This window comes from Geobacillus sp. ZGt-1 (assembly GCF_001026865.1).
GTDB lineage: Bacteria > Bacillota > Bacilli > Bacillales > Anoxybacillaceae > Geobacillus > Geobacillus thermoleovorans.
The window spans coordinates 195,995-217,347 of record NZ_LDPD01000023.1 but is presented as its reverse complement, the minus strand read 5'-3'; the positions used below and the strand labels follow the sequence as shown (position 1 = coordinate 217,347).

25 protein-coding genes and 1 pseudogene are annotated in these 21,353 nt (G+C 54.9%); 20 read left to right on the top strand and 6 right to left on the bottom strand.

Annotation, left to right across the window (positions count from 1 at the left end):
* A partial coding sequence (locus VU18_RS09830; RefSeq protein WP_236687389.1) for a glucose-6-phosphate dehydrogenase occupies positions 1–770 on the bottom strand: 770 nt, incomplete at its 3' end.
* 237 nt (positions 771–1,007) lie between these two features.
* On the opposite strand from VU18_RS09830, the gene rnz reads away from it, so the two are divergent.
* Complete coding sequence (rnz, locus tag VU18_RS09825) at positions 1,008–1,931, top strand: ribonuclease Z (protein ID WP_015375332.1); 924 nt, start codon at positions 1,008–1,010, stop codon at positions 1,929–1,931.
* Here the strand turns inward: rnz and namA are convergent.
* Together namA and proI are read right to left on the bottom strand one after the other, a co-directional pair.
* Positions 1,928–2,950: an NADPH dehydrogenase NamA gene (namA, locus tag VU18_RS09820; RefSeq protein WP_021322469.1), complete on the bottom strand. Its 1,023-nt coding sequence runs from the start codon at positions 2,948–2,950 to the stop codon at positions 1,928–1,930. The two genes, rnz and namA, sit on opposite strands and share 4 nt — an antisense overlap.
* A gap of 140 nt (positions 2,951–3,090) precedes the next feature.
* Positions 3,091–3,930 carry a pyrroline-5-carboxylate reductase ProI gene (proI, locus tag VU18_RS09815; protein WP_013144820.1) on the bottom strand — a complete coding sequence of 280 codons (840 nt, stop codon included), beginning with the start codon at positions 3,928–3,930 and terminating at the stop codon, positions 3,091–3,093.
* A 509-nt stretch (positions 3,931–4,439) separates the two neighbouring features.
* Between proI and VU18_RS09810 the strand changes: the two genes are divergently transcribed.
* Both VU18_RS09810 and VU18_RS09805 read left to right on the top strand, forming a co-directional pair.
* Positions 4,440–5,411, top strand: a complete 972-nt coding sequence (locus VU18_RS09810; protein WP_021322468.1) for an MBL fold metallo-hydrolase — start codon at positions 4,440–4,442, stop codon at positions 5,409–5,411.
* Complete coding sequence (locus VU18_RS09805; RefSeq protein ID WP_021322467.1) at positions 5,402–6,190, top strand: SDR family oxidoreductase; 789 nt, start codon at positions 5,402–5,404, stop codon at positions 6,188–6,190. The genes VU18_RS09810 and VU18_RS09805 overlap by 10 nt, the downstream gene beginning before the upstream one ends.
* Positions 6,191–6,351: 161 nt before the next feature.
* Here VU18_RS09805 and VU18_RS09800 read toward each other — a convergent pair whose 3' ends face one another.
* Together VU18_RS09800 and VU18_RS09795 are read right to left on the bottom strand one after the other, a co-directional pair.
* On the bottom strand, positions 6,352–6,549 hold the full coding sequence (locus VU18_RS09800; RefSeq protein ID WP_021322466.1) for a YqzH family protein: 198 nt from the start codon (positions 6,547–6,549) through the stop codon (positions 6,352–6,354).
* 15 nt (positions 6,550–6,564) lie between these two features.
* A pseudogene (locus VU18_RS09795) lies at positions 6,565–6,782 on the bottom strand (CDGSH iron-sulfur domain-containing protein).
* Between the two features lie 87 nt (positions 6,783–6,869).
* Between VU18_RS09795 and VU18_RS09790 the strand changes: the two are divergent.
* The 4 genes from VU18_RS09790 to VU18_RS09775 all read left to right on the top strand — a co-directional run bounded on the left by VU18_RS09790 (position 6,870) and on the right by VU18_RS09775 (position 9,180).
* The gene (locus tag VU18_RS09790) at positions 6,870–7,214 is read left to right on the top strand and encodes an iron-sulfur cluster biosynthesis family protein (protein WP_011231808.1); all 345 of its coding nucleotides are present in this window, start codon (positions 6,870–6,872) and stop codon (positions 7,212–7,214) included.
* On the top strand, positions 7,204–7,443 hold the full coding sequence (locus VU18_RS09785; RefSeq protein WP_020278264.1) for a YqkC family protein: 240 nt from the start codon (positions 7,204–7,206) through the stop codon (positions 7,441–7,443). Before VU18_RS09790 ends, VU18_RS09785 begins: the two co-directional genes overlap by 11 nt.
* A 287-nt stretch (positions 7,444–7,730) precedes the next feature.
* Complete coding sequence (locus VU18_RS09780) at positions 7,731–7,973, top strand: YqkE family protein (protein WP_011231805.1); 243 nt, start codon at positions 7,731–7,733, stop codon at positions 7,971–7,973.
* Between the two features lie 13 nt (positions 7,974–7,986).
* Complete coding sequence (locus VU18_RS09775) at positions 7,987–9,180, top strand: MFS transporter (protein WP_011231804.1); 1,194 nt, start codon at positions 7,987–7,989, stop codon at positions 9,178–9,180.
* Between the two features lie 218 nt (positions 9,181–9,398).
* Here the strand turns inward: VU18_RS09775 and VU18_RS09770 are convergent, their stop codons facing one another.
* The gene (locus VU18_RS09770) at positions 9,399–10,319 is read right to left on the bottom strand and encodes an aldo/keto reductase (RefSeq protein WP_014196270.1); all 921 of its coding nucleotides are present in this window, start codon (positions 10,317–10,319) and stop codon (positions 9,399–9,401) included.
* Positions 10,320–10,437: 118 nt separating this feature from the next.
* On the opposite strand from VU18_RS09770, the gene VU18_RS09765 reads away from it, so the two are divergent.
* The 13 genes from VU18_RS09765 to sigF all read left to right on the top strand — a co-directional run bounded on the left by VU18_RS09765 (position 10,438) and on the right by sigF (position 21,350).
* Complete coding sequence (locus VU18_RS09765; RefSeq protein ID WP_014196269.1) at positions 10,438–11,001, top strand: NUDIX domain-containing protein; 564 nt, start codon at positions 10,438–10,440, stop codon at positions 10,999–11,001.
* A complete protein-coding gene (locus VU18_RS09760; RefSeq protein ID WP_020278265.1) occupies positions 10,991–12,181 on the top strand; it encodes an endonuclease Q family protein in 1,191 nt (396 codons plus the stop codon). The genes VU18_RS09765 and VU18_RS09760 overlap by 11 nt, the downstream gene beginning before the upstream one ends.
* 219 nt (positions 12,182–12,400) lie before the next feature.
* On the top strand, positions 12,401–13,066 hold the full coding sequence (spoIIM, locus tag VU18_RS09755) for a stage II sporulation protein M (RefSeq protein WP_047758040.1): 666 nt from the start codon (positions 12,401–12,403) through the stop codon (positions 13,064–13,066).
* Between the two features lie 97 nt (positions 13,067–13,163).
* Positions 13,164–13,616, top strand: a complete 453-nt coding sequence (locus VU18_RS09750) for a Fur family transcriptional regulator (RefSeq protein WP_011231799.1) — start codon at positions 13,164–13,166, stop codon at positions 13,614–13,616.
* 100 nt (positions 13,617–13,716) lie between these two features.
* Entirely contained in the window at positions 13,717–13,929 is a 213-nt protein-coding gene (locus VU18_RS09745) for a YqzK family protein (protein WP_011231798.1), read from the top strand.
* Between the two features lie 6 nt (positions 13,930–13,935).
* A complete protein-coding gene (gene xerD, locus VU18_RS09740) occupies positions 13,936–14,832 on the top strand; it encodes a site-specific tyrosine recombinase XerD (RefSeq protein WP_011231797.1) in 897 nt (298 codons plus the stop codon).
* 131 nt (positions 14,833–14,963) lie between these two features.
* Positions 14,964–16,151, top strand: a complete 1,188-nt coding sequence (deoB, locus tag VU18_RS09735; protein WP_020278266.1) for a phosphopentomutase — start codon at positions 14,964–14,966, stop codon at positions 16,149–16,151.
* A 29-nt stretch (positions 16,152–16,180) separates the two neighbouring features.
* On the top strand, positions 16,181–17,017 hold the full coding sequence (locus VU18_RS09730; RefSeq protein ID WP_025039284.1) for a purine-nucleoside phosphorylase: 837 nt from the start codon (positions 16,181–16,183) through the stop codon (positions 17,015–17,017).
* 5 nt (positions 17,018–17,022) lie between these two features.
* The gene (locus VU18_RS09725; protein WP_014196266.1) at positions 17,023–18,324 is read left to right on the top strand and encodes a pyrimidine-nucleoside phosphorylase; all 1,302 of its coding nucleotides are present in this window, start codon (positions 17,023–17,025) and stop codon (positions 18,322–18,324) included.
* A 167-nt stretch (positions 18,325–18,491) separates the two neighbouring features.
* Positions 18,492–19,667 carry a D-alanyl-D-alanine carboxypeptidase family protein gene (locus tag VU18_RS09720; protein ID WP_011231793.1) on the top strand — a complete coding sequence of 392 codons (1,176 nt, stop codon included), beginning with the start codon at positions 18,492–18,494 and terminating at the stop codon, positions 19,665–19,667.
* A 125-nt stretch (positions 19,668–19,792) separates the two neighbouring features.
* Positions 19,793–20,143 carry an anti-sigma F factor antagonist gene (gene spoIIAA, locus VU18_RS09715; RefSeq protein ID WP_014196264.1) on the top strand — a complete coding sequence of 117 codons (351 nt, stop codon included), beginning with the start codon at positions 19,793–19,795 and terminating at the stop codon, positions 20,141–20,143.
* Positions 20,144–20,584 carry an anti-sigma F factor gene (gene spoIIAB / locus VU18_RS09710; protein ID WP_011231791.1) on the top strand — a complete coding sequence of 147 codons (441 nt, stop codon included), beginning with the start codon at positions 20,144–20,146 and terminating at the stop codon, positions 20,582–20,584. It abuts the gene before it with no gap.
* Positions 20,585–20,597: 13 nt separating this feature from the next.
* Complete coding sequence (gene sigF / locus VU18_RS09705; RefSeq protein ID WP_014196263.1) at positions 20,598–21,350, top strand: RNA polymerase sporulation sigma factor SigF; 753 nt, start codon at positions 20,598–20,600, stop codon at positions 21,348–21,350.
* Positions 21,351–21,353: the final 3 nt, after the last annotated feature.

Below are 21,353 nucleotides of genomic sequence, written 5' to 3'. Positions count from 1 at the left end.
GTCGTTAATTTGATCGGCGGTTCCATCGCCAACAGAGCGACCATTTGCAGCATATGGTTTTGCACCATGTCGCGCAACGCCCCGGAATGGTCGTAGTAGCGGCCGCGGTCTTCGACGCCGAGCGTTTCGCTCGATGTGATTTGAATGTTGGCGATGAACCGGTTGTTCCAAAGCGGCTCGAAAATGGCGTTTGAAAAGCGGATGACCTCGATGTTTTGCACCATTTCTTTGCCGAGGTAATGGTCGATCCGGTAGATTTCCCGCTCGGAAAAGACGCGGCGAATCTCGTCATTCAGCTTCTCGGCGCTCGCCAAGTCATGCCCGAACGGCTTTTCGATGACGAGCCGCTTAAAGCCGTGCGTTTCCGTCAATCCTTCCGACTGCAAGCGGGAAGTAACGGTGCCGAAAAATTCCGGCGCCATCGCCAAATAAAAGATGCGGTTGCCTTCGGTCTTGTATGTGCCGTCGAGCTGTTCGAGGAGCGACTTTAAGCGCTGGTACGACTCGGCTTCCGTCACGTCGAACGGATGGTAATAGAAATGGGAGGTGAATCGGCCGTCGGCGAGCTTTTGGTGAAACGCCGTTTCGACCGAGTCGCGCACATAGTTCCGGAACTCGTCGGCCGACAACGGGCGGCGCGCGACGCCGACGACAGCGAATTGCTCGTTCAAATGCCCTTTTTCATACAGGCGGTAAAGGGACGGAAACAGTTTCCGTTTCGCCAAATCTCCCGTCGCTCCGAAAATGACGATGATCGATTTCGGATTCATGTTGTCCACCGTATGTACCTCGCTTTAACCAAATTTGTCTCTTCAATGAAACCATTGTAGAGGTTTGCCGGTCGGAACGCAAACACTTTGTTGCTTTCCGGCGGGAAAGCGTTTATGTTCATGAAAGAGCCGGGCGCCAACCCGGCGTTTTTGAGCGCAAAAGAAAGTTGAAAAGCCGTTTTGACATTGGTACGCTAACAACAGGCAATGTTGAGCGAGAAAAAGGAGTGAAGCGCGTTGGAACTGTTGTTTTTAGGCACGGGTGCCGGCGTGCCGGCCAAAGAGCGCAACGTATCGTCCGTCGCCCTGCAGCTGCTTGGCGAACGCGGGGCGACATGGCTGTTTGACTGCGGCGAAGCGACGCAGCATCAAATTTTGCATACCGCCATTCGCCCGCGCCGCATCGAGCATATTTTTATTACGCACTTGCATGGCGACCATTTGTTCGGATTGCCTGGACTGCTAGGCAGCCGTTCGTTTCAAAGCGGCGAGACGCCGCTTACGGTTTTCGGCCCAAAAGGCATTCGCGCGTTTGTCGAAACGGCCCTTGCCGTCAGCGGGACAAAGCTCCGCTATGAACTGAACATTGTGGAGATCGATGAGGGCGTCATTTTTGACGATGAACGGTTTTCCGTCATCGCCAAACGGCTCGATCACGGCATGCCGTCATACGGTTTCCGCGTCGTTGAAAAAGATTTGCCCGGCCCGCTCTTGGTCGAGCGATTGCAAGCACTCGGCGTCCGCCCCGGCCCGATTTATCAAGAAATTAAGCAAGGAAAAACGGTCGTGCTGGATGACGGCACGGTCATCGACGGGCGCGAATTTGTCGGGCCGCCGCAAAAGGGGAGAATCGTCGCCGTGTTGGGCGACACCCGTTTTTGCGAAGCGGCGATTGAACTCGCCCGCGATGCCGATGTCGTCGTCCACGAGGCGACGTTTGCCGCGGCGGAACAGCGGCTGGCCCATGACTATTTCCATTCCACGACCACAGACGCAGCCGAGGTGGCGAGGCGGGCCGGGGCGAAGCGGCTTATTTTGACCCATATCAGCTCTCGCTACCAAGGTGAGGCGGCGCTGCAGCTCGTCGCCGAGGCGCGCAGCGTGTTTCCGAACACCGAGCTCGCCGTTGATTTCGCCTCGTTTTCGATCCCGCGCGGTTAAAACCGCCAGCCGCGCTCATATTGGACGGGCGCCGAGATTTTTGCGCCCAGCTCTCTCGCCGCGGCGTATGGCCAATACGGGTTGCGCAGCAGCTCGCGCCCCAAAAAGACGAGATCGGCGCGGCCGTTTTGCAAAATTTCTTCCGCTTGCCAGCCGGACGTAATGAGGCCGACAGCGCCGGTCGGGATGTCTGCTTCACGGCGGATCAGTTCGGCAAATGGCACTTGGTAGCCGGGATAGACGTTCATGCGCGCCGGAACAATAGCGCCGGAGCTGACATCGACGAGGTCGACTCCTTGTTCTTTCATCCGCTTGGTGTATGGGACATAGTCTTTGGCCGTCAGCCCGTCCGGATGGTAGTCGGACGCCGAGATGCGGACAAAAAGCGGTCCGTCCCACACCTCGCGGACAGCGTCGATCACCTCGCCCAAGAAACGGTAACGGTTTTCCGGAGAGCCGCCGTACTCGTCTTGGCGCCGGTTGGAGAGCGGCGATAAAAATTCGTTAATGAGGTAGCCGTGGGCGGCATGGATTTCAATGACGTCAAAGCCGGCTTCCTTCGCGCGCCGTGCGCCGTTTTGGAACGCTTGCACCGTTTCTTCAATGTCGGCTTTCGTCATTTCTTTTGGCGTCGGCGACGAATCATCAAACGGGACGGCTGACGGAGCGATGATCTCTCCCGGCACTTGCGATTTTCTCCCCGCATGGGCAAGCTGGATGCCGATGGCCGCCCCATGCTCTTTCACAAGCCCAACGAGTTCGCGAAGCCCGGCGATATGGTCATCGCTCCAAATGCCTAAGTCGCGTTCAGAAATGCGACCTTGCGGCGTCACGCCGGTCGCTTCAACGATAATCAAGCCGACTTGGCCGACAGCGCGAGCCGGGTAGTGGATTTTATGCCACGTGCGTACGGCGCCGTCTTTCGTGTCGCACGAATACATGCACATCGGCGACATGACAATTCGGTTTTTCAGCGTCAGCCCGCGGATTGTATACGGCGAAAACAGCATCGTGTTCATGACAAGCAGCTCCTTTCTAGGCCAATGAATGGTTCATTACTGAATGATAGCACGCTGCTTATCAAAAACAAAATAAAACGGATTGTCGCCGTGTTCGGGCTAGGCGGGAAAAGGAGCGGCGCGCTCCGGAGGTCCGCTCTTTACGCTTCGGCGATGGCAGCGAGAAGAGCGCTGCCGAGCTCTTCGGAGCGGGCCGTCGCCCGGCGGATGCAGGCGATGACCGCTTCTTGGAACCGGTATTGCTCAAGCACGCCAATGCCGGCTTCGGTCGTGCCGCCTGGGCTCGTGACTTCACGGCGCAGGACGGATGGGTGCTTGTCGGACGCTTTTAGCATCTCGGCTGCGCCGATGATCGTTTGCAAAATGAGCCGTTTGGCGACATCTCGCTCAAGGCCGATGTCGGCCGCCGCTTTTTCCATCGCTTCGACCAAGTAATACACATACGCCGGACCGCTCCCGGACAGGCCGGTGACCGCATGCAAGTCCTTCTCCGGCACAACAGCGACGATGCCGACCGTTTCAAACAGCTGTTTGGCGACCTCAAGATGTTCTTTCGCGGCGAAGCGGCCGCCGGCGATCGCGGTCGCTGATAAGCCGACGGCGGCGGATGTGTTTGGCATGGCGCGCACGACAGGGATGTTGCGTCCGGCGAGCCGTTCGATCGTCTCGGTCGTGATGCCGGCGAGCAGTGAAAGAATGAGCTGATGGGCGCGGAGGGTCGGTGCGATGGCGTTCATCGCTTCGACGACGTCTTTCGGCTTCATCGCCAAAATGACGATATCCGCTTGTTTGACGGCTTCTTGCGCGCAACCCGCCGTGCAAACACCGTATTGGCGCGCCAGCTCCTCGAGCCGAGCGCGGTTTTGTCGGTTGGCGACGACAATGTGCGCCGGATGGCAAAACGCTTTCGTCATGCCGGCGATGAGCGCTTCCGCCATCGAGCCGGCGCCGATGAGCGCGATCGTTCGTTCGTTGTTCATCATTCCACTCCTCCTTGCCTTGGTGTATCCATCCAAAAGAAAAAGGTTTCCCGTCCTGCAAAAGGACGGAAAACCTTCGTTTCCGCGGTACCACCTTTTTTGGCCCGATTTGGCCCAAGCGCCAAACAGGCCCGACTCTGCCCCGATAACGCCGGGGAGGCGTTTAGGTTGGCCTAACAGCTCCTAGGGTAGGTTCAACCGCAAAGAGGGCCGCAAAGCCTTCCAGCCGCGGGCTTCGCTCTCTGGTGCCGTTTGCGGTTTACTGGCCCTGTTCATCGCCGGTTTGCCGTATCCGTGATGTTATTAGTCATTATGCCGCGGGACAGGCGCTGTTGTCAAGAGAGGAGAGCGAATTTTTTTGCAATTTCGTCGTGCGGAAGAAAAAGGCATGACAAATGGATGAAATCGGTGTAAACTGTAAAATAAAATATAATGAATAACTATTCATTTTGACTGATGAAACGGTTCGAACGGGATGGTTCATGAACTTGAGGAAAGAAGGGAACGCAATGAACGAGGAACGAGTGTATCGGATCACGGTGCCGACGCCGTTTCCGGTCGGCGATGTGCATATGTACGTGATCGCCGGCGATCGGTTGACGCTGGTCGATGCCGGAGTGAAAACAGAGGAAGCATGGCAGCTGTTTGTGAAGCAGCTTGGCGAGGTCGGTTATGCGCCAGAGGATATTGAACAAATCGTCATTACTCACCATCATCCGGATCATGTCGGCTTGCTTGATTATTTTCCGCATGCGCCGATCATCGGCCATCCGAAAGCGGATCCGTTTTTGCGCCGCGAACGTTCGTTTATGGAGCGGTACGTCCAATTTTTTCAGGAATTTTTTACGGAATGCGGCGTCGACCGCCGTTTGTTCAGTCAGCTGTCCAAAGAAGGCGGATCGCTTCGCTACGCAAGCCGGCGCGGGCTTGACATCATGGTGACGGAAGGGGACGCGGTGCCGGGGATGCCCGGGTGGCAGGTCATCGAAACGCCGGGGCATGCGCAAAGCCATATCGCCCTCTACCGCGAGGCGGACGGATTGCTGATCGGCGGCGATCATTTGCTTGTTCATATTTCCCCGAATCCAATGATGGAGCCGCCGGCGGAAGGGGAGACGGGACGGCCGAAACCGTTGTTGCAGTACAACGAGTCGCTGCAAAAAATGCTGCAATACGATATCGTTCGCTCGCTAAACGGCCATGGCGACGATGCGACCGATATTCCGGCGCTCGTTCGCGAGCGGCTGGGTAAGCAGCGCCAGCGCGCCGAGCGGGTGCTCGAAATGGTGAAAGAACGCCCGCATACGGTGTTTGACGTTTGTCAAAAGCTGTTCCCAACGGCTTACGAACGCCAGCTCATGCTGACGATGTCAGAGACGATCGGCCAGCTTGATTATTTGGAAGAAAACGGGTATGTACAAAAAAGACACGAAGACGGCCATTATGTGTACGAAGCGGCGGGGGTGTCGGTGTGCGGCTGAAGGGGCGCCATGTCGTCATCACCGGAGCATCGGGAGGAATCGGCGAGCAAATCGCCTATGAAGCGGCGCGCCAAGGGGCGGTGCCGGTGCTCTTGGCGCGCAGTGAAGAAAAGTTGAAAGCAATCAGTGCGCGCATTGAAGCGCAAACCGGCATTCGCGCCCCGTACGCGCCGCTTGATGTCAGCGACCGCGAGATGGTCGAAGCGGTATTTGCGAAGCTGTCTGCTGAACTGGGCGCTATCGATGTGCTTGTGAACAATGCCGGATTTGGCGTATTTCGCTACGTGGAAGATATCGACCTTGACGAGATGGAACGGATGTTTGCGGTCAATGTCTTCGGCTTGATCGCCTGCACGAAGGCGGTGTATCCGCATATGAAAGAACGCCGAAGCGGCCACATTCTCAATATCGCCTCGCAAGCCGGCAAAATCGCGACGCCGAAGTCGAGCGTCTATTCCGCGACGAAACATGCCGTCATCGGCTTTACTGACAGCCTTCGCCTCGAGGCGGGGCGCTTTGGCATTTTTGTCACGACCGTCAATCCGGGGCCGGTGGAGACGAACTTTTTTTCAACCGCTGATGAATCTGGCGAGTATGTGCGCAACGTGTCGCGTTGGATGCTGCGCCCGGAGGCGGTGGCGAAGCGTGTGGTCGACGTGATGATGACGCCGACGCGCGAAGTGAACATGCCGCGCTGGATGGATCTCGGCAGCCGGCTGTATCGCCTTGCGCCGAGTTTGGTGGAAAAGGTGGCGAAAGGGGCGTTTTTCCAAAAGTAAGTCAAAGAAGCGGGTCCGAAAACGGTCATGTTGTTTCTTCGATCATCGGTTTTGCGTCTATGATGGAATGCGAGAGGGTGTCCCGAGCTTGTGGGACACCCTTTCACAATCGCAGCGTCGCTTTCCTTTCACATTAGAGGAGGCATTTGGCATAAACCGGGTCAAGAGCCGGCGATGAACCGGTAGACGGCGTCATGGACAAGTTCATACATGTCCGCATCTGGCTGCTTTTCTTTGGCCGCGGCAATGCGGGCGCAAAGCTCGCGCCAATCGTCTTCGTCAAGCGGCATCATGTCATCATCGCAGCCGTAATGCCGCAGACAGTTGCGCACTTGTTTTTGCAGCCATCGTTCGTCCATCGGCTTCTCACCGCCTTATTGTTTATCCGTTTCCGGCAAAGGGGCGCGGACAACGGATTGGAAGCGGCCTTTGTGCGAACCGTCGCAAAACGGTTTGTTGTTCGACAGCCCGCACGGCAGAGCGAAAACGTTTGTTTGGTCACAAACGGCTTTCCTTCTCCATCGAGCAGTTCAACATCGCCGGTGACGCGCAGCGAGCCGTTGTCGTTCACTTTGATTTGCACTTTTGCCATCGCTTTTTCCTCCTTGCTTTGTTTTGACAGTTTCTCATGTTGACAGGTAAAATAAATAAAGGAAATCAAAGGGAAAAGGAGCCAGCTATGAGTCTGTACATCACGTTTACGGATGCAGCCAAACGGGCGCTTGCCTCTATTGTAGCGGAATCCGGACGGCAGTTAAAGTTGATGTTTGACACTGACGGCTGCGGCTGTTTGGTCGACGGCGTGCCGGCGCTATGGCTTGTCGACAAAGCCGATGAAGATGATGTCGTCGTCGAGACGAATTTTGCGCCGGTGCTCGTGGAACGGTCGCGTCTCATCTTTTTTGATGAAACGATGACGATTGACGTCAAGCCGGGAACGACCGTTTTTCAGCTCAAAAGCCCAGGGCAAACGTTGAATGGTCATATGCCGTTTGTTGAGGTGAAATCTGGCCATGAACGGTAAGCTAGAGCAGCTCGCAAAGGCGGCGAAGCAAAAAACATGGGTGTCGTTCACCCATGAAAACGATCCGTACAGCTTGCTTCATTGGTCGGTCGCCGGCCCGTATCATGAGGCGAAAGACGTCTGGCTGCTGCAAAACGAAATGACGTTTGAAATGAAAGAGTTTCCGACGCTGGAGGCGGCGATCGCCTGGCTTGGCGAACATATGCCGCACATCACCGAGGTGTTGTAAAGGGGCCGCCCCTAAGCCATTTTCGGCCGGGGGCGCCCCTTTCCATAGTTAGAAGCCGCGTTTTGCGCCGAACGGCGCTTTCCAATGTTATTGCGGACTGTTTTGCCGCTTAGTCGGGTGGATTGCTTTTTCCAATTCTTCTTTTGCGATCACCGGCTTCACCGTATCGGCGGACGGTTTCCCTTTTTGGGCGCGGTTTTTCTCCATCCATACATCTCTCCTTTTTCTTATCGTTTAGTTGTATCGTTTGACAAACGAACGGTCGTTATGCAAAGGGGGCGGAAATCATGAAGAACCGGGTTGCGCGGAAAAAAGAACAAGAGACGCAGGCAGTGACGCTTGCCGACCGGCTCGGTGCCGAGACGGAAGCGAAACTGCTCGCGAAAAAGCGGGCGCTTGCCGAGGAAGAACAGCGGCGTCTAGCGGCGGAAGAGGCGCGGCGTCGCGAGGAAGAGCGCCGCCGTGAGGAACAGAAATCATTTGCCGAGCTGCTGGAAGAAAGTGAACTCGATTGGCGGAAGTTTAAATAGGGGGAACGTTCAGATGAAACAAAAAATGATGACAGCGGGTATGGCGTCCGCGTCTGTGTTCATGGTGGCTGCGGTCGTGATCTTGGCCGCCAACTTGCGCGCACCGCTCACAATGGTCGGGCCGCTTGTTCCTGAATTGCAGCGGGAGCTTGGCCTCTCCCACGCAGCCGCTGGGGCGTTGACGACGATTCCGCTTTTGGCGTTTGCCTTCTTGGCTCCTGTGGCGGCCGCGTTCGCCCGGCGGTTCGGAATAGAGCGGACGCTGTTCGGTTCGCTTGTTGTTTTGCTTGCCGGCGAACTCATTCGCCCGCTTTCGGGAGAGTTTTCCCTATTTCTCGGCACGGCGCTGATTGGAGCCGCCATCGCGGTCGACAACGTTCTCATGCCGGCGCTGATCAAAGACACGTTTTCTGAACGGGTCGGCTTGATGATGGGCGTTTATACCGTAACGATGAACATGAGCGCCGCCTTCGCTTCCGGGTTCGCCGTTCCGCTTGCCGACGGGTGGGGGATCGGCTGGCAAGGGGCGTTTCGCTTTTGGGCGCTGGTTGCCGCGTTGTCGCTTGTCGTTTGGCTGCCGCAAGCTTGGCGCCAGAAGTCAAGCGGCGTCCCGGCGGGAAGCCGGCGCTCTTCGCTTTGGCGATCGGCGCTTGCCTGGCAAGTGACGCTGTTTATGGGGCTGCAATCCTTGTTCTTTTATTGCATCGTCACGTGGCTGCCGGAGCTTGGCCAAAGCAAGGGCTTGGCGGCCGATACAGCCGGATGGCTGCTCTTTTTCTTCCAGTTTGCCCAGTTGCCGATGATGTTCGTCTCTCCGATGCTCGCGGAGCGGATGGACAATCAAAAAGTGCTGATCGGCTCGGCGGTGTTGCTCATGGCTTTTGGAACGATCGCCTTTTTGGCTGGCCAAGGTTGGCTGCTTTGGGTTGGGGCGCTTTTCGCCGGCATCGGCGCCGGCATGGCGTTTTCGCTGGCGATGATGCTGTTTACTTTGCGCACGCGCCGTCCGCTGGAAGCCGCCCAGCTGTCGGCCATGGCCCAATCGGTCGGCTACTTGCTGGCTGCTGCCGGACCGCCTCTGTTTGGCGTATTGTACGATGCGGCCAGACGGTTTACCGCCCCGCTTGGCATGTTGTTGGCCGTCTGTGCGGCCATGATGGCGTTCGGCTTAGGGGCAGCGAGGAATCAGTATGTGGAAGAGGATTGATCGGTTTTTGTGAAGTGACCGGCCCATTTGGAAAAAAGAGCCCGTAACGGACATTGGCAGCCGTTGGGCTCTTTTGGTTTGTTTTTTCGTTTTGCCTCTTGTCAGCGCCATGGCCGCCGGCAAGTTCAGTGACACACATAGGCAGGGAATAGAGGCTGCGGCCTGCGGTTGTTGCTGGCCATAGGCGTCGGAATGAAGCACGATGGCGATTCCTGCGCTTATCGGTGCGCCTCATACACCGAGCGTTTTGTCGTTTGTTTCAGCCATTCGTATTCGTCGGCATCAAGCGGCGGGGCGGAAGCGGCGGCGATGTTTTCTTCAAGCTGCCGAAGCCGGCTTGCGCCCGGAATGACGGCAGCAACGACCGGGTCATACAGGCAAAATTGCAGCGCGGTCGCGGTCAATGAACGGCGCCCGGCCGTTTTTTCCTTCAGCTTCGGGATGAGCGCCTGCAGTTCTTTGTAGGAATAATCGAGGTAGCCGTGTTCTTTCACCGCGCTGCTCGCTTGTTCAAGCGGGCGGCTCGTGAGCAAGCCTCTAGCGACCGGACCGCGGGCGATCACGCTGATGTGATGTTCGCGAAGAAGCGGGAACCATTCTTCCGGCCGCCGGTCAAGCAAGCTGTATTGCATCATGACGCTGACGATGTTCGAGCGCTTCACATATTCGCGAATGACGTTTGGGCGGATCGAGGAGATGCCGTACCAACGGATGACGCCTTCTTGCTTCAGCTCTTCGAACGCTTCAATCGTCTCATCGATCGGGTCGTCGATCGTGCCGCCGTGGAGCTGGTATAAGTCAATGTAGTCCGTTTGCAGGCGGCGCAGGCTCTCTTTGACCGCTTGTTTGATATAGGCTTTTGACGGATCCCAGTCCCAGCCGCTTCCGTCTCGGCGCCAACGGTTGCCGACTTTTGTCGCGATGATGACTTGGTCGCGTTTTCCTTTCACCGCTTTGCCGACAAATTCCTCGTTTAAGCCGCGGTCGTATAAATCGGCTGTATCCAAGTAGTTGATGCCGCGCTCCAATGCTTCATGGATGAGATAGATGGCATGGTTTTCATCAGTGCCGAGCGACATGCAGCCGAGTCCAATTTCGCTGACGTATAAGTCTGATGTGCCGATGCGGCGTTTGTTCATCTTTTGCGCCCCCTTTCGCGATCGATGATGATATGTTCATTGTACAACGGAAGCGAAAAAATGGCCAAACATGTAGTACAATGGAAAAGAGTCCATCAATCGATAGGGGAGAAGAAGAATGGAGAAGTTGTATGAAAAAACCGTCCGCAAAGAGAAATTGTTCAGCGGCCGCATCATTGACTTGTATATCGAGGAAGTCGAGCTGCCAAATGGGAAAACGAGCCAGCGCGAGGTGATCAAACATCCGGGGGCGGTGGCGGTGCTGCCGCTGTTGCCGGACGGGAAAATCGTTCTTGTCCGCCAGTACCGAAAAGCGCTGGAGCGCGCATTAGTCGAGATTCCGGCGGGCAAGCTAGAACATGGGGAAGAGCCGCTCGCTTCCGCACACCGCGAGCTCGAAGAAGAAACCGGCTACCGCGCCCAATCGATGCGCCATCTCATTTCCTTTTATACATCCCCAGGGTTTGCCGATGAACTCATCCATTTGTATGTCGCCGAGGGGCTGGAAAAAGCGGAGGACGGCGCCGGTTTGGATGAAGATGAGTTTGTCGAGCTGTTGGAAGTTACATTGGAGGAGGCGCTTGAGATGCTTCAACAACGCGACATTTACGATGCGAAAACGGCATACGCCTTGCAATATTTGCAGCTGCGCCGCGCGCTAGGGGAGCAAAATGCCGAATAAAAAAAACGAGCGCGGCCTCGGCTGTTATTACGCTGATTTACATATTCACATCGGCCGCACCGCCTCGGGCCGCCCGGTGAAAATTACTGGGGCGCGGACGTTGACGCTTGAGAACATCTTGCATGAGGCGGCTGAGGTGAAAGGGATCGACCTCGTCGGCGTCATTGACAGCCATGTGCCCGAAGTGCTGGACGAGCTCGAGCGGGCAATGGAGAAGCACGGTTGGCGCGAACATGAGGGGGGCGGCGTCAGCGCCGGGAAAGTGACGCTTTTGTTAGGCAGTGAAATCGAAGTATATGACGACCATTGCCATGGACCGATCCACGTGCTCGTTTTTTTGCCGACTGTGCAGACGATGCGCACGTTTTCCGGCTGGCTTGGCAAACGGGTAAAGAACATGTCGCTCAGTTCACAGCGCATTTACGCCTCCGGCCGCGAGCTGCAAGCTGCCGCGAAAGAGCAGGGCGGCTGGTTCATTCCCGCGCACGCGTTCACCCCGTTTAAAAGCTTGTACGGAAAAGGGGTCAAGCACAGCCTGACAGAAGTGTTTGACCCGGATTGGATTGATGCCATTGAACTTGGGTTAAGCGCCGACACGGCGATGGCAGACCAGATCGCCGAATTGCATCGCTACCCGTACTTGACGAATTCCGATGCCCATTCGCTGCGGAAAATCGCCCGCGAATATGAAGAAGTGCGGCTCGCCGCCCCGACGTTTGCTGAATTGGAAAAAGCGCTGCGCGGTGAAGACGGGCGCGCGATTGTCGCCAACTACGGTTTAAATCCCAAACTCGGAAAATATCACCAGACAGTGTGCGAGCGCTGCCTTGCGCCGGTTGCACCGGACGTCGACCGCTGTGCGGCATGCGGCCATCATCGCTTCGTGAAAGGCGTGTTTGACCGGCTTGCGGAGCTGAAAACGGCGGAACGCGGGCCGAAACGGCCGCCGTACATTTATCAAGTGCCGCTTGAATTCATCCCCGGCCTTGGTTCAAAAGCGTATGAAAAGCTGCTCGCCCGTTTTGGCACGGAAATGAGCGTTCTTCATGAGGCGGCGGAGGAAGAGATCGCGGAGACGGTGGGAGAAAAGTTGGCCCAACTGATCGTCTTTGCCCGCAGCGGTGCGCTCCATATCGAGGCCGGGGGCGGTGGGAGGTACGGGAAAGTGCGGGAGGGGTAACCACTCGGGCAGCGCTCCTGCCGTTCATCATCATGCCGTGCGTGCTGCTTGGCCCAGCCATGCGCTAATGGACCGAGGCGGCGTGCCGCCCGTGGAGTTGGTCACACGTCGGTGTTGAGCTGCTTTTTTATTACATCACCAGCCTTTTAGAAAAACAGTCATACCGAAAGCGGATGGACATACAATCTACTAAGAGACAAAGTAGGAGGACGAAGCACAATGAGAACCCATCCGCTGAAATCGGCTATCGCTGTCCATTGGCGTGAACATGCTTCGCTGTATGTGTTTGTCATCGTCCTGTTTCTCATGGGCGTCATTTTCGGCGCCATTGTCGTCAACAGCCTCGGTTTCAGTCAAAAGCAAGACTTGTACTATTACTTGACGCAATTTTTTGGACAAGTGTCAAAAGACAATATCGCAAGCGCCCATGATATGTTCCGGCAAAGCTATATGCACAACGTCAAATATACCGCGCTGATGTGGGTGCTTGGCATTTCTGTCATTGGCTTGCCGATCATTCTTGTTTTGCTGTTTTTCAAAGGCGTCGTCGTCGGCTTTACGGTTGGCTTTTTAGTCAACCAAATGGGTTGGCGCGGGTTTCTTTTGTCGTTTGTGTCCATCATGCCGCAAAATTTGGTGGCCATTCCACTCATGATCGTGATGGGCGTGATGTCGATATCGTTTTCCTTGCACATGGTGCGCAACCAGTTTATGAAGCGGCCGCATGGATCGATGTTTCCGATGGTGATGCGCTACGCAGCGGCGATGGCGGCTGTCGCCCTTGGGCTGCTTCTTTCCTCAGCGGTCGAGGCATATCTTTCGCCGGCATTGATGAAACAGGCGGTTCAATGGACAATGAGTTTAATCATAATGAATATTATATAATAACCATTATCATTTCTTCATAATAGTGATTTTACTTTGATACTTCCCTCGTGCATTTGTTATAATGATGGGTGAATGGCGAGGGAGGAATGAAAAGATGGAAGATCGTGTGGAACGAATCAAGAAGCAGCTGCATTCGGCGGGTTACAAGTTAACGCCGCAGCGGGAAGCGACGGTAAGAGTCCTGCTTGAACATGAAGAAGACCATTTAAGCGCGGAAGACGTCTACCTCCTCGTGAAAGAAAAATCCCCAGAAATCGGGTTGGCGACCGTTTACCGGACGCTCGAGCTGTTAACCGAGCTGAAAATTGTCGATAAAATCAATTTCGGGGACGGGGTGTCGCGCTATGACCTCCGCAAGGAAGGAGCGGCCCATTTCCATCACCACCTCATCTGCTTGGAATGCGGATCGGTGGCGGAAATTCAAGAAGATTTGCTTGAGGATGTCGAAGCGATTGTTGAGGAGAAGTGGAAATTTAAAATTAAAGACCATCGTTTGACGTTCCACGGCATTTGTCACCGTTGCCAGCAAAAGCATGAAGAAAAATAAAAACCTTTTCCAACGGGAAAGGTTTTTTGCGTATAAACAACGAAACAAATGGCATATCCTCATACTAGCAAGCTGACAAGCAGCTGATAGGGAGGATGCCATGAAAACCGTTTGGCAAATGGTGAAAGTGTTTCTTTTATTTACGGGATGCACCATTTTATTTTATTATAGTCTTGTATGGTTTAACCGCGAGTACGAGTATTACCACCGATACGATGAGCCGAAGGGATCGGCGGTCAAAGTATCGGCGGCGGAGAGTGCGCCGCCAAGTTGGCTCGACCGGCTGTTATTTTTTTATCGCGATGGGGAGTAGAGAGCGTTGGAATACGAGTTGAAAGATTTTCTGCATTATTTGACGGTGGAGCGGAATTTGGCGCACAATACGATCGTTTCATATGAACGCGATTTGAAAAAATACGTCCGCTATTTGCGCCAAGTCGAGCAGCTTCAGGCGTGGGGCGAAGTGGAGCGCCTCCATATTCTCCATTTTTTAAAGTTTTTAAGCGAACAAGGGCAATCGGCGCGGACGATCGCCCGCCATTTGGCGTCGATCCGTTCGTTTCATCAGTTTTTGCTAAGGGAGAAAATCGCGGCGCAAGACCCGACCGTCCATATCGAAACGCCGCAGTTTGAACGGACGCTGCCGAAAGTGCTGTCGGTCGAGGAAGTCGAGGCGCTGCTTGCAGCGCCGCAAGTGAGCACACCGTTTGGGCTGCGCGACAAGGCGATGCTGGAGCTGTTGTATGCGACCGGCATGCGCGTCAGTGAGCTTGTGCAGCTCAACTTAAGCGACGTGCATTTGACGATGGGGTTTGTCCGCTGCTATGGAAAAGGGCGGAAAGAGCGGATCGTGCCGATCGGGCGCATGGCGATTGAAGCGCTTGCCCACTATTTGGAGCGAGGGCGCCCGCAGCTTGTCAATCCGCGACGACGGGCAACGGAGGCGCTGTTTTTGAACCATTATGGCCAGCGGTTGACACGGCAAGGGTTTTGGAAAATTTTAAAGCGGCTCGCGAAAGAAGCCGGCATCGAAAAAGAATTGACGCCGCATACGCTTCGGCATTCGTTTGCGACGCATCTGCTTGAGAACGGAGCCGATTTGCGCGCTGTGCAAGAGTTGCTTGGGCATGCCGACATTTCGACGACGCAAATGTATACGCATGTTACGAAAACGCGCCTAAAAGACGTGTACAAACAGTACCACCCGCGCGCCTAGCAGCTGCCGTATGCTAGGCGCTTGCCTGTCGTTTTAGTTGTCAGACTTCTGACCAATTGGCCATAGGCGTGTTTTCGCGAAAATACGGGAACGATAGAAAGAGACTCCATTTTTCATTGCAGGCAGGGGGAATGAATGTGAAAACGACATACCGGCGCGTTTTTTTGATTGTGATGGATTCAGTCGGCATCGGCGAGGCGCCGGATGCCGAGAAATACAACGACAAAGGAGCGGATACGCTCGGCCATATCGCTGAGTATCGCGGCGGCCTCTATATGCCGAACATGGCGAAGCTCGGCCTAAGCCATATTCGTGAGATCAAAGGGGTGCCGAAAGTCGAGCGACCGCTCGCGTACTATACAAAAATGAAGGAAGCATCGGCTGGAAAAGATACGATGACAGGCCATTGGGAGCTGATGGGCCTTCGCATCGACAAGCCGTTCCGCGTCTTTCCGAACGGGTTCCCAGATGAATTGATCGCTGAGCTCGAGCGGCGCACCGGCCGGAACGTGATCGGCAACAAACCGGCGAGCGGAACAGCGATCATCGAAGAGCTTGGCGAAGAGCATATGAAAACAGGGGCGATCATCGTCTATACATCAGCCGACTCCGTCTTGCAAATCGCCGCCCATGAACAAGTTGTGCCGCTTGATGAATTGTACCGCATTTGCGAAATCGCTCGTGAATTGACGCGCGACGAGCCGTATATGGTCGGGCGCGTCATTGCCCGACCGTTCATCGGCAAACCCGGCCATTTTGAGCGAACCGCCAACCGGCACGACTATGCGCTTAAGCCGTTTGGCAAAACGGTGATGAATGAATTGAAAGACGCCGGTTATGAAGTGATTGCCATCGGGAAGATCGCCGATATTTACGACAATGAAGGAGTTACCCAGTCGTTGCGAACGACATCCAATATGGACGGAATGGATAAGCTCGTCGACACGCTCGGCATGGACTTTACCGGGTTGAGTTTCGTCAATCTCGTCGATTTTGACGCTAAATACGGCCATCGCCGCGACCCAAAAGGTTACGGCGATGCGCTCGAAGAGTTTGACGCCCGGCTTGCCGATGTGTTGCCGCGCTTGACAGCGGACGACTTGCTTATCATCACCGCTGACCACGGCAACGACCCGATTCACCACGGAACTGACCATACGCGCGAATATGTGCCGCTTCTTGTGTACAGCCCGCGATTTCGCGGCGGCAAGCCGCTCCCAGTCCGCGAGACGTTTGCCGATGTCGGCGCAACGATTGCGGATAACTTCCAAGTCAACCGGCCGCCGTACGGAACAAGCTTTTTGGCTGATTTGGCCTAACTTCATAAAGAACGATGAGGGGGAAAAGAATGGATCGACAAGCGATTGAAAAAACCGCCGGTCATTTGCGCCCATTGATGCCAACTCCGCCTGAAATCGGTCTCATTCTCGGCTCGGGGCTCGGCGTGCTCGCTGATGAAATCGAAGAGGCGGTTCGCATTCCGTATGAAGATATTCCCGGATTTCCAGTGTCGACCGTTGAAGGACACGCTGGACGGCTCGTATATGGGCGGCTTGAGGGGGCGACCGTTGTCACCATGCAAGGGCGGTTTCATTATTATGAAGGGTATTCGCTTCAGGAAGTGACGTTTCCCGTCCGGGTGATGAAGGCGCTTGGCGTCCGCGAATTGATCGTGACAAACGCTGCGGGCGGCATCAACGAACGGTTCCAGCCCGGCGATTTCATGATCATTTCCGACCATATCAACTTGCTGGGCACAAATCCGCTCATTGGTCCGAACGATCCGGAGCTTGGTCCGCGCTTTCCGGACATGACGGAAGCGTACAGCCGGCGGCTGCGCGAGCTCGCCAAGGAAACGGCGGCGAGACTTGGCGTTCGCGTGCATGAAGGAGTATATGTCGCCAATACGGGGCCGTCGTACGAAACGCCGGCGGAAATCCGCATGATTCGTACGCTCGGCGGCGATGCGGTCGGCATGTCGACCGTCCCGGAAGTGATCGTCGCCCGCCACGGCGGCATTGAGGTGCTCGGCATTTCGTGCATTTCGAATATGGCTGCAGGGATGTCGGATGCTCCGCTTCACCACGACGAAGTGGTTGAAACGGCCGAGCGGGTGAAGACGGACTTTTTGCGGTTTGTGAAAGCGATTGTCGCCGAAATGGCGAAATCAAAACGAAAAAGGTGATCGCGATGCGAATGGTCGATTTGATTGCGAAAAAGCGCGACGGAAAGGCGCTGACGAAGGAAGAAATTGAGTGGATCGTCCAAGGGTATACAAACGGGGACATTCCCGATTACCAAATGAGCGCGCTCGCGATGGCGATTTATTTCCGCGGCATGACCGAGGAAGAAACGGCCGCGCTGACGATGGCGATGGTGCACTCCGGCGAAATGCTCGATTTGTCGAGTATTCGCGGCGTGAAAGTCGATAAACATTCGACCGGCGGGGTCGGCGATACGACGACGCTCGTTTTAGGGCCGCTTGTCGCTTCTGTCGGCGTGCCGGTGGCGAAAATGTCTGGGCGCGGCCTCGGCCATACGGGCGGCACGATCGACAAACTCGAGTCCGTGCCCGGGTTTCATGTCGAGATCAGCAAAGACGAGTTCATTCGACTCGTGAATGAAAACGGAATCGCCATTATCGGCCAAACGGGCGATTTGACACCGGCTGACAAAAAGCTATATGCGCTTCGCGATGTGACGGCGACCGTCAACAGCATTCCGCTCATCGCCTCGTCGATCATGAGCAAAAAAATCGCCGCTGGGGCTGATGCCATCGTCTTGGATGTGAAAACGGGCGCCGGAGCGTTTATGAAGGAACTTGACGAGGCGCGCCGGCTCGCTCGAGCGATGGTCGACATTGGCAAGCGCGTCGGCCGCCGGACGATGGCGGTCATTTCTGACATGAGCCAGCCGCTCGGCTATGCCGTCGGCAACGCCTTGGAAGTGAAAGAGGCCATCGAAACGTTAAAAGGAGACGGGCCGCACGATTTAACCGAACTTTGTTTGACGCTCGGCAGCCATATGGTCTATTTGGCGGAGAAGGCGCCATCGCTTGATGAGGCGCGCCGTTTGCTTGAAGAGGCGATTCGCAGCGGGGCCGCCATCGCGGCGTTCAAAACGTTTTTGGCCGCTCAAGGTGGAGATGCATCGGTCGTTGACGATCTGGATAAATTGCCAAAGGCGGCCTATACGTCGACCGTCACGGCGGCTGCCGACGGCTATGTCGCCGAGATGGCCGCCGATGACATCGGCACGGCCGCCATGTGGCTCGGCGCCGGCCGGGCGAAAAAAGAAGACGTGATCGATTTGGCGGTCGGCATTGTGCTCCATAAAAAAATCGGCGATCGCGTGCAGAAAGGGGAAGCGCTCGCCACGATTCACAGCAACCGGCCAGATGTGCTTGACGTGAAAGAAAAGATCGAGGCGGCTGTTCGTCTGTCGCCGCAGCCGGTTGCTCGGCCGCCGCTCATTTATGAGACCATCGTATAGAGAGGGACGCTGGCGATCCGCAAGGAAAAAAGCGGTTGTTCAAGAAGAAGACGCCTGAAACGCGTGTTTCGGGCGTTTTTTTTGTTTTTTGGAAAATGAGCTGTTTTTTTGTATAAAAATATCTCGCCTGGAAAAAATGGCATGTATAAAGAATGGAGGTTTGGGAGATGAAAACGAAAGTCACTCGTCTTCTTTTATTGCCGTTTCTTCTTTTTCTTCCTCTTTCTGCCCATGCCGAGGCGAAAGAGATGAAGGAAGCGAAAGTGAAGCTGGCCGATGAGGCGAAATCAGCCATTTTGATTGAACGCGACACCGGCAAAGTATTGTATGAAAAAAATGCCCATGAACCATTGCCGCCGGCGAGCATGACGAAAATTATGACGATGCTGCTAGTCATGGAAGCCATCGATGAAGGAAAGCTGTCCTACGATGAAAAAGTGCGGGCGAGCGAATACGCCGCGTCAATGGGTGGATCGCAAATTTTCCTCGAGCCGGGCGAGGAAATGACCGTCGATGAGCTGCTGCGCGGCATTGCCATCGGTTCGGCCAACGACGCGTCGGTCGCTATGGCTGAGCAGATCGCCGGGTCGGAAGAAGCATTTGTCGAGATGATGAATGAAAAAGCGAAACAGCTCGGCTTAAAAAACACTCATTTCGCCAATGCGACCGGCCTGCCGGCGGAACATCACTACAGCAGCGCTTATGATATGGCCATGATGGCGCGCGAACTGTTGAAATATGAAGATATTACGAAATATACGAGCAAGTACGAAGACTATTTGCGCGAAAATACGGACAAAAAGTTTTGGCTCGTCAATACGAACCGGCTTGTCAAATTTTATCCGGGCGTTGACGGCCTGAAAACCGGATATACAGCCGAAGCGAAATATTGTTTGACCGCCACGGCGAAAAAGAACGGCATGCGCGTCATCGCTGTTGTGTTTGGAGCACCGACGCCGAAATCGCGCAATGCGCAAATTACGAAGATGCTCGATTACGCGTTTTCCCAATATCGAACTCACCCGGTGTACAAACGGAATGAAACAGTCGCCCGCGTCAACATAAGCAAAGGCAAACGGTCATCCGTCGAAGCGGTGACGTCGGAGCCGGTGTCGGTGCTGACGAAAAAAGGGCAGTCGGTCGAGCAGATCGAAAAAGTGATCAAAGTGAAAGACAATGTGAAAGCACCCGTTCGCAAAGGCGATGAGCTTGGCGTCCTCATTTTAAAACAGGATGGAAAAGAAATTTTGCACAGCCCGATCGTCGCCAAGCAAACGGTCGAAGAAGCGAGCTTTTGGGACTTGTTTAAGCGGGTGTTTGGCCGCTTCGTGCAAGCGGGATAATGTCAAGTTTTGCGGTCTTTTCGCTCTCTTTGGCGAACGACCACTAGTTTTGTCGGACGGCAGGATTTCGGGCGGACAGCAGCGAAATGTCTCCATATCCTGAAATGGACAAGGGGGAACACGCTGTGAGTCTCGCGATCGACTTGGAAGTGAAGCAAGACGTGCTCATCGTTCGCCTGTCTGGGGAGCTTGACCATCATACAGCCGAACAATTGCGTGAACAAGTGACGGATGTGCTCGAAAACCGAGCGGTCCGCCACATCGTGCTCAATTTAGGACAATTGACGTTCATGGACAGCTCTGGCCTCGGCGTCATTCTCGGACGCTATAAACAAATCAAAAACGTCGGCGGGCAGATGGTTGTATGCGCCGTATCGCCGGCCGTCAAACGGCTGTTTGACATGTCGGGTCTGTTTAAAATCATCCGCGTTGAGGCGGATGAGCAATTCGCCTTGCAAGCATTGGGGGTGGCGTAAATGCGCAACGAAATGCACCTCCAATTTTCTGCCCGCAGCGAAAATGAATCGTTCGCCCGTGTGACCGTGGCGGCGTTCGTCGCCCAGCTTGACCCGACGATGGACGAACTGACGGAAATTAAAACGGTTGTCTCTGAGGCGGTGACAAACGCGATCATTCACGGCTACAACAACGATCCGAACGGCATCGTCTCCATTTCCGTCATCATTGAAGACGGTGTCGTCCATTTGACGGTGAGAGACGAAGGAGTCGGCATTCCTGACATCGAAGAAGCGCGCCAGCCGTTGTTTACGACAAAGCCCGAGCTCGAGCGGTCAGGGATGGGCTTTACCATTATGGAAAACTTCATGGACGAAGTCATCGTCGAATCGGAAGTGAATAAAGGGACGACTGTGTATTTGAAAAAGCATATTGCGAAAAGCAAAGCGTTATGTAACTGAGGGAGACATGCCTATGGATGTCGATGTCAAGCAAGATCAGTCGCCAATCAAAGATCAGGAGATGAAAGAGCTGATCCGCCGCAGCCAAGAAGGCGATCAAGAAGCGCGTGATGAAATTATTGAAAAAAACATGCGCCTCGTCTGGTCGGTCGTTCAACGTTTTTTAAACCGCGGCTATGAAGCGGACGACTTGTTTCAAATCGGCTGCATCGGCTTGTTAAAGTCGGTCGACAAGTTTGACCTGTCGTATGACGTCAAGTTTTCGACGTACGCCGTGCCGATGATCATTGGGGAGATTCAGCGGTTTCTTCGCGACGACGGCACCGTCAAAGTGAGCCGTTCGCTGAAAGAGATGGGCAACAAAATCCGCAAGGCGAAAGATGAGCTGTCGAAAACGCGCGGGCGGGCGCCGACGGTTACGGAAATCGCCGACCATTTAGGCATTTCCCCTGAGGAAGTCGTTCTCGCCCAAGAGGCCGTCCGCTCGCCGACATCGATTCACGAAACGGTGTACGAAAACGACGGCGATCCGATTACGTTGCTTGATCAAATCGCTGACGCCGACGAAGCGTCATGGTTTGACAAAATCGCCTTAAAAAAAGCGATCGAAGAACTCGACGAGCGTGAGAGGCTGATCGTCTATTTGCGCTATTACAAAGACCAAACCCAGTCCGAAGTGGCATCGAGGCTCGGCATCTCTCAAGTGCAAGTATCCCGGCTGGAAAAGAAAATATTGCAGCACATAAAGGACAAAATGGACGGATAGCCC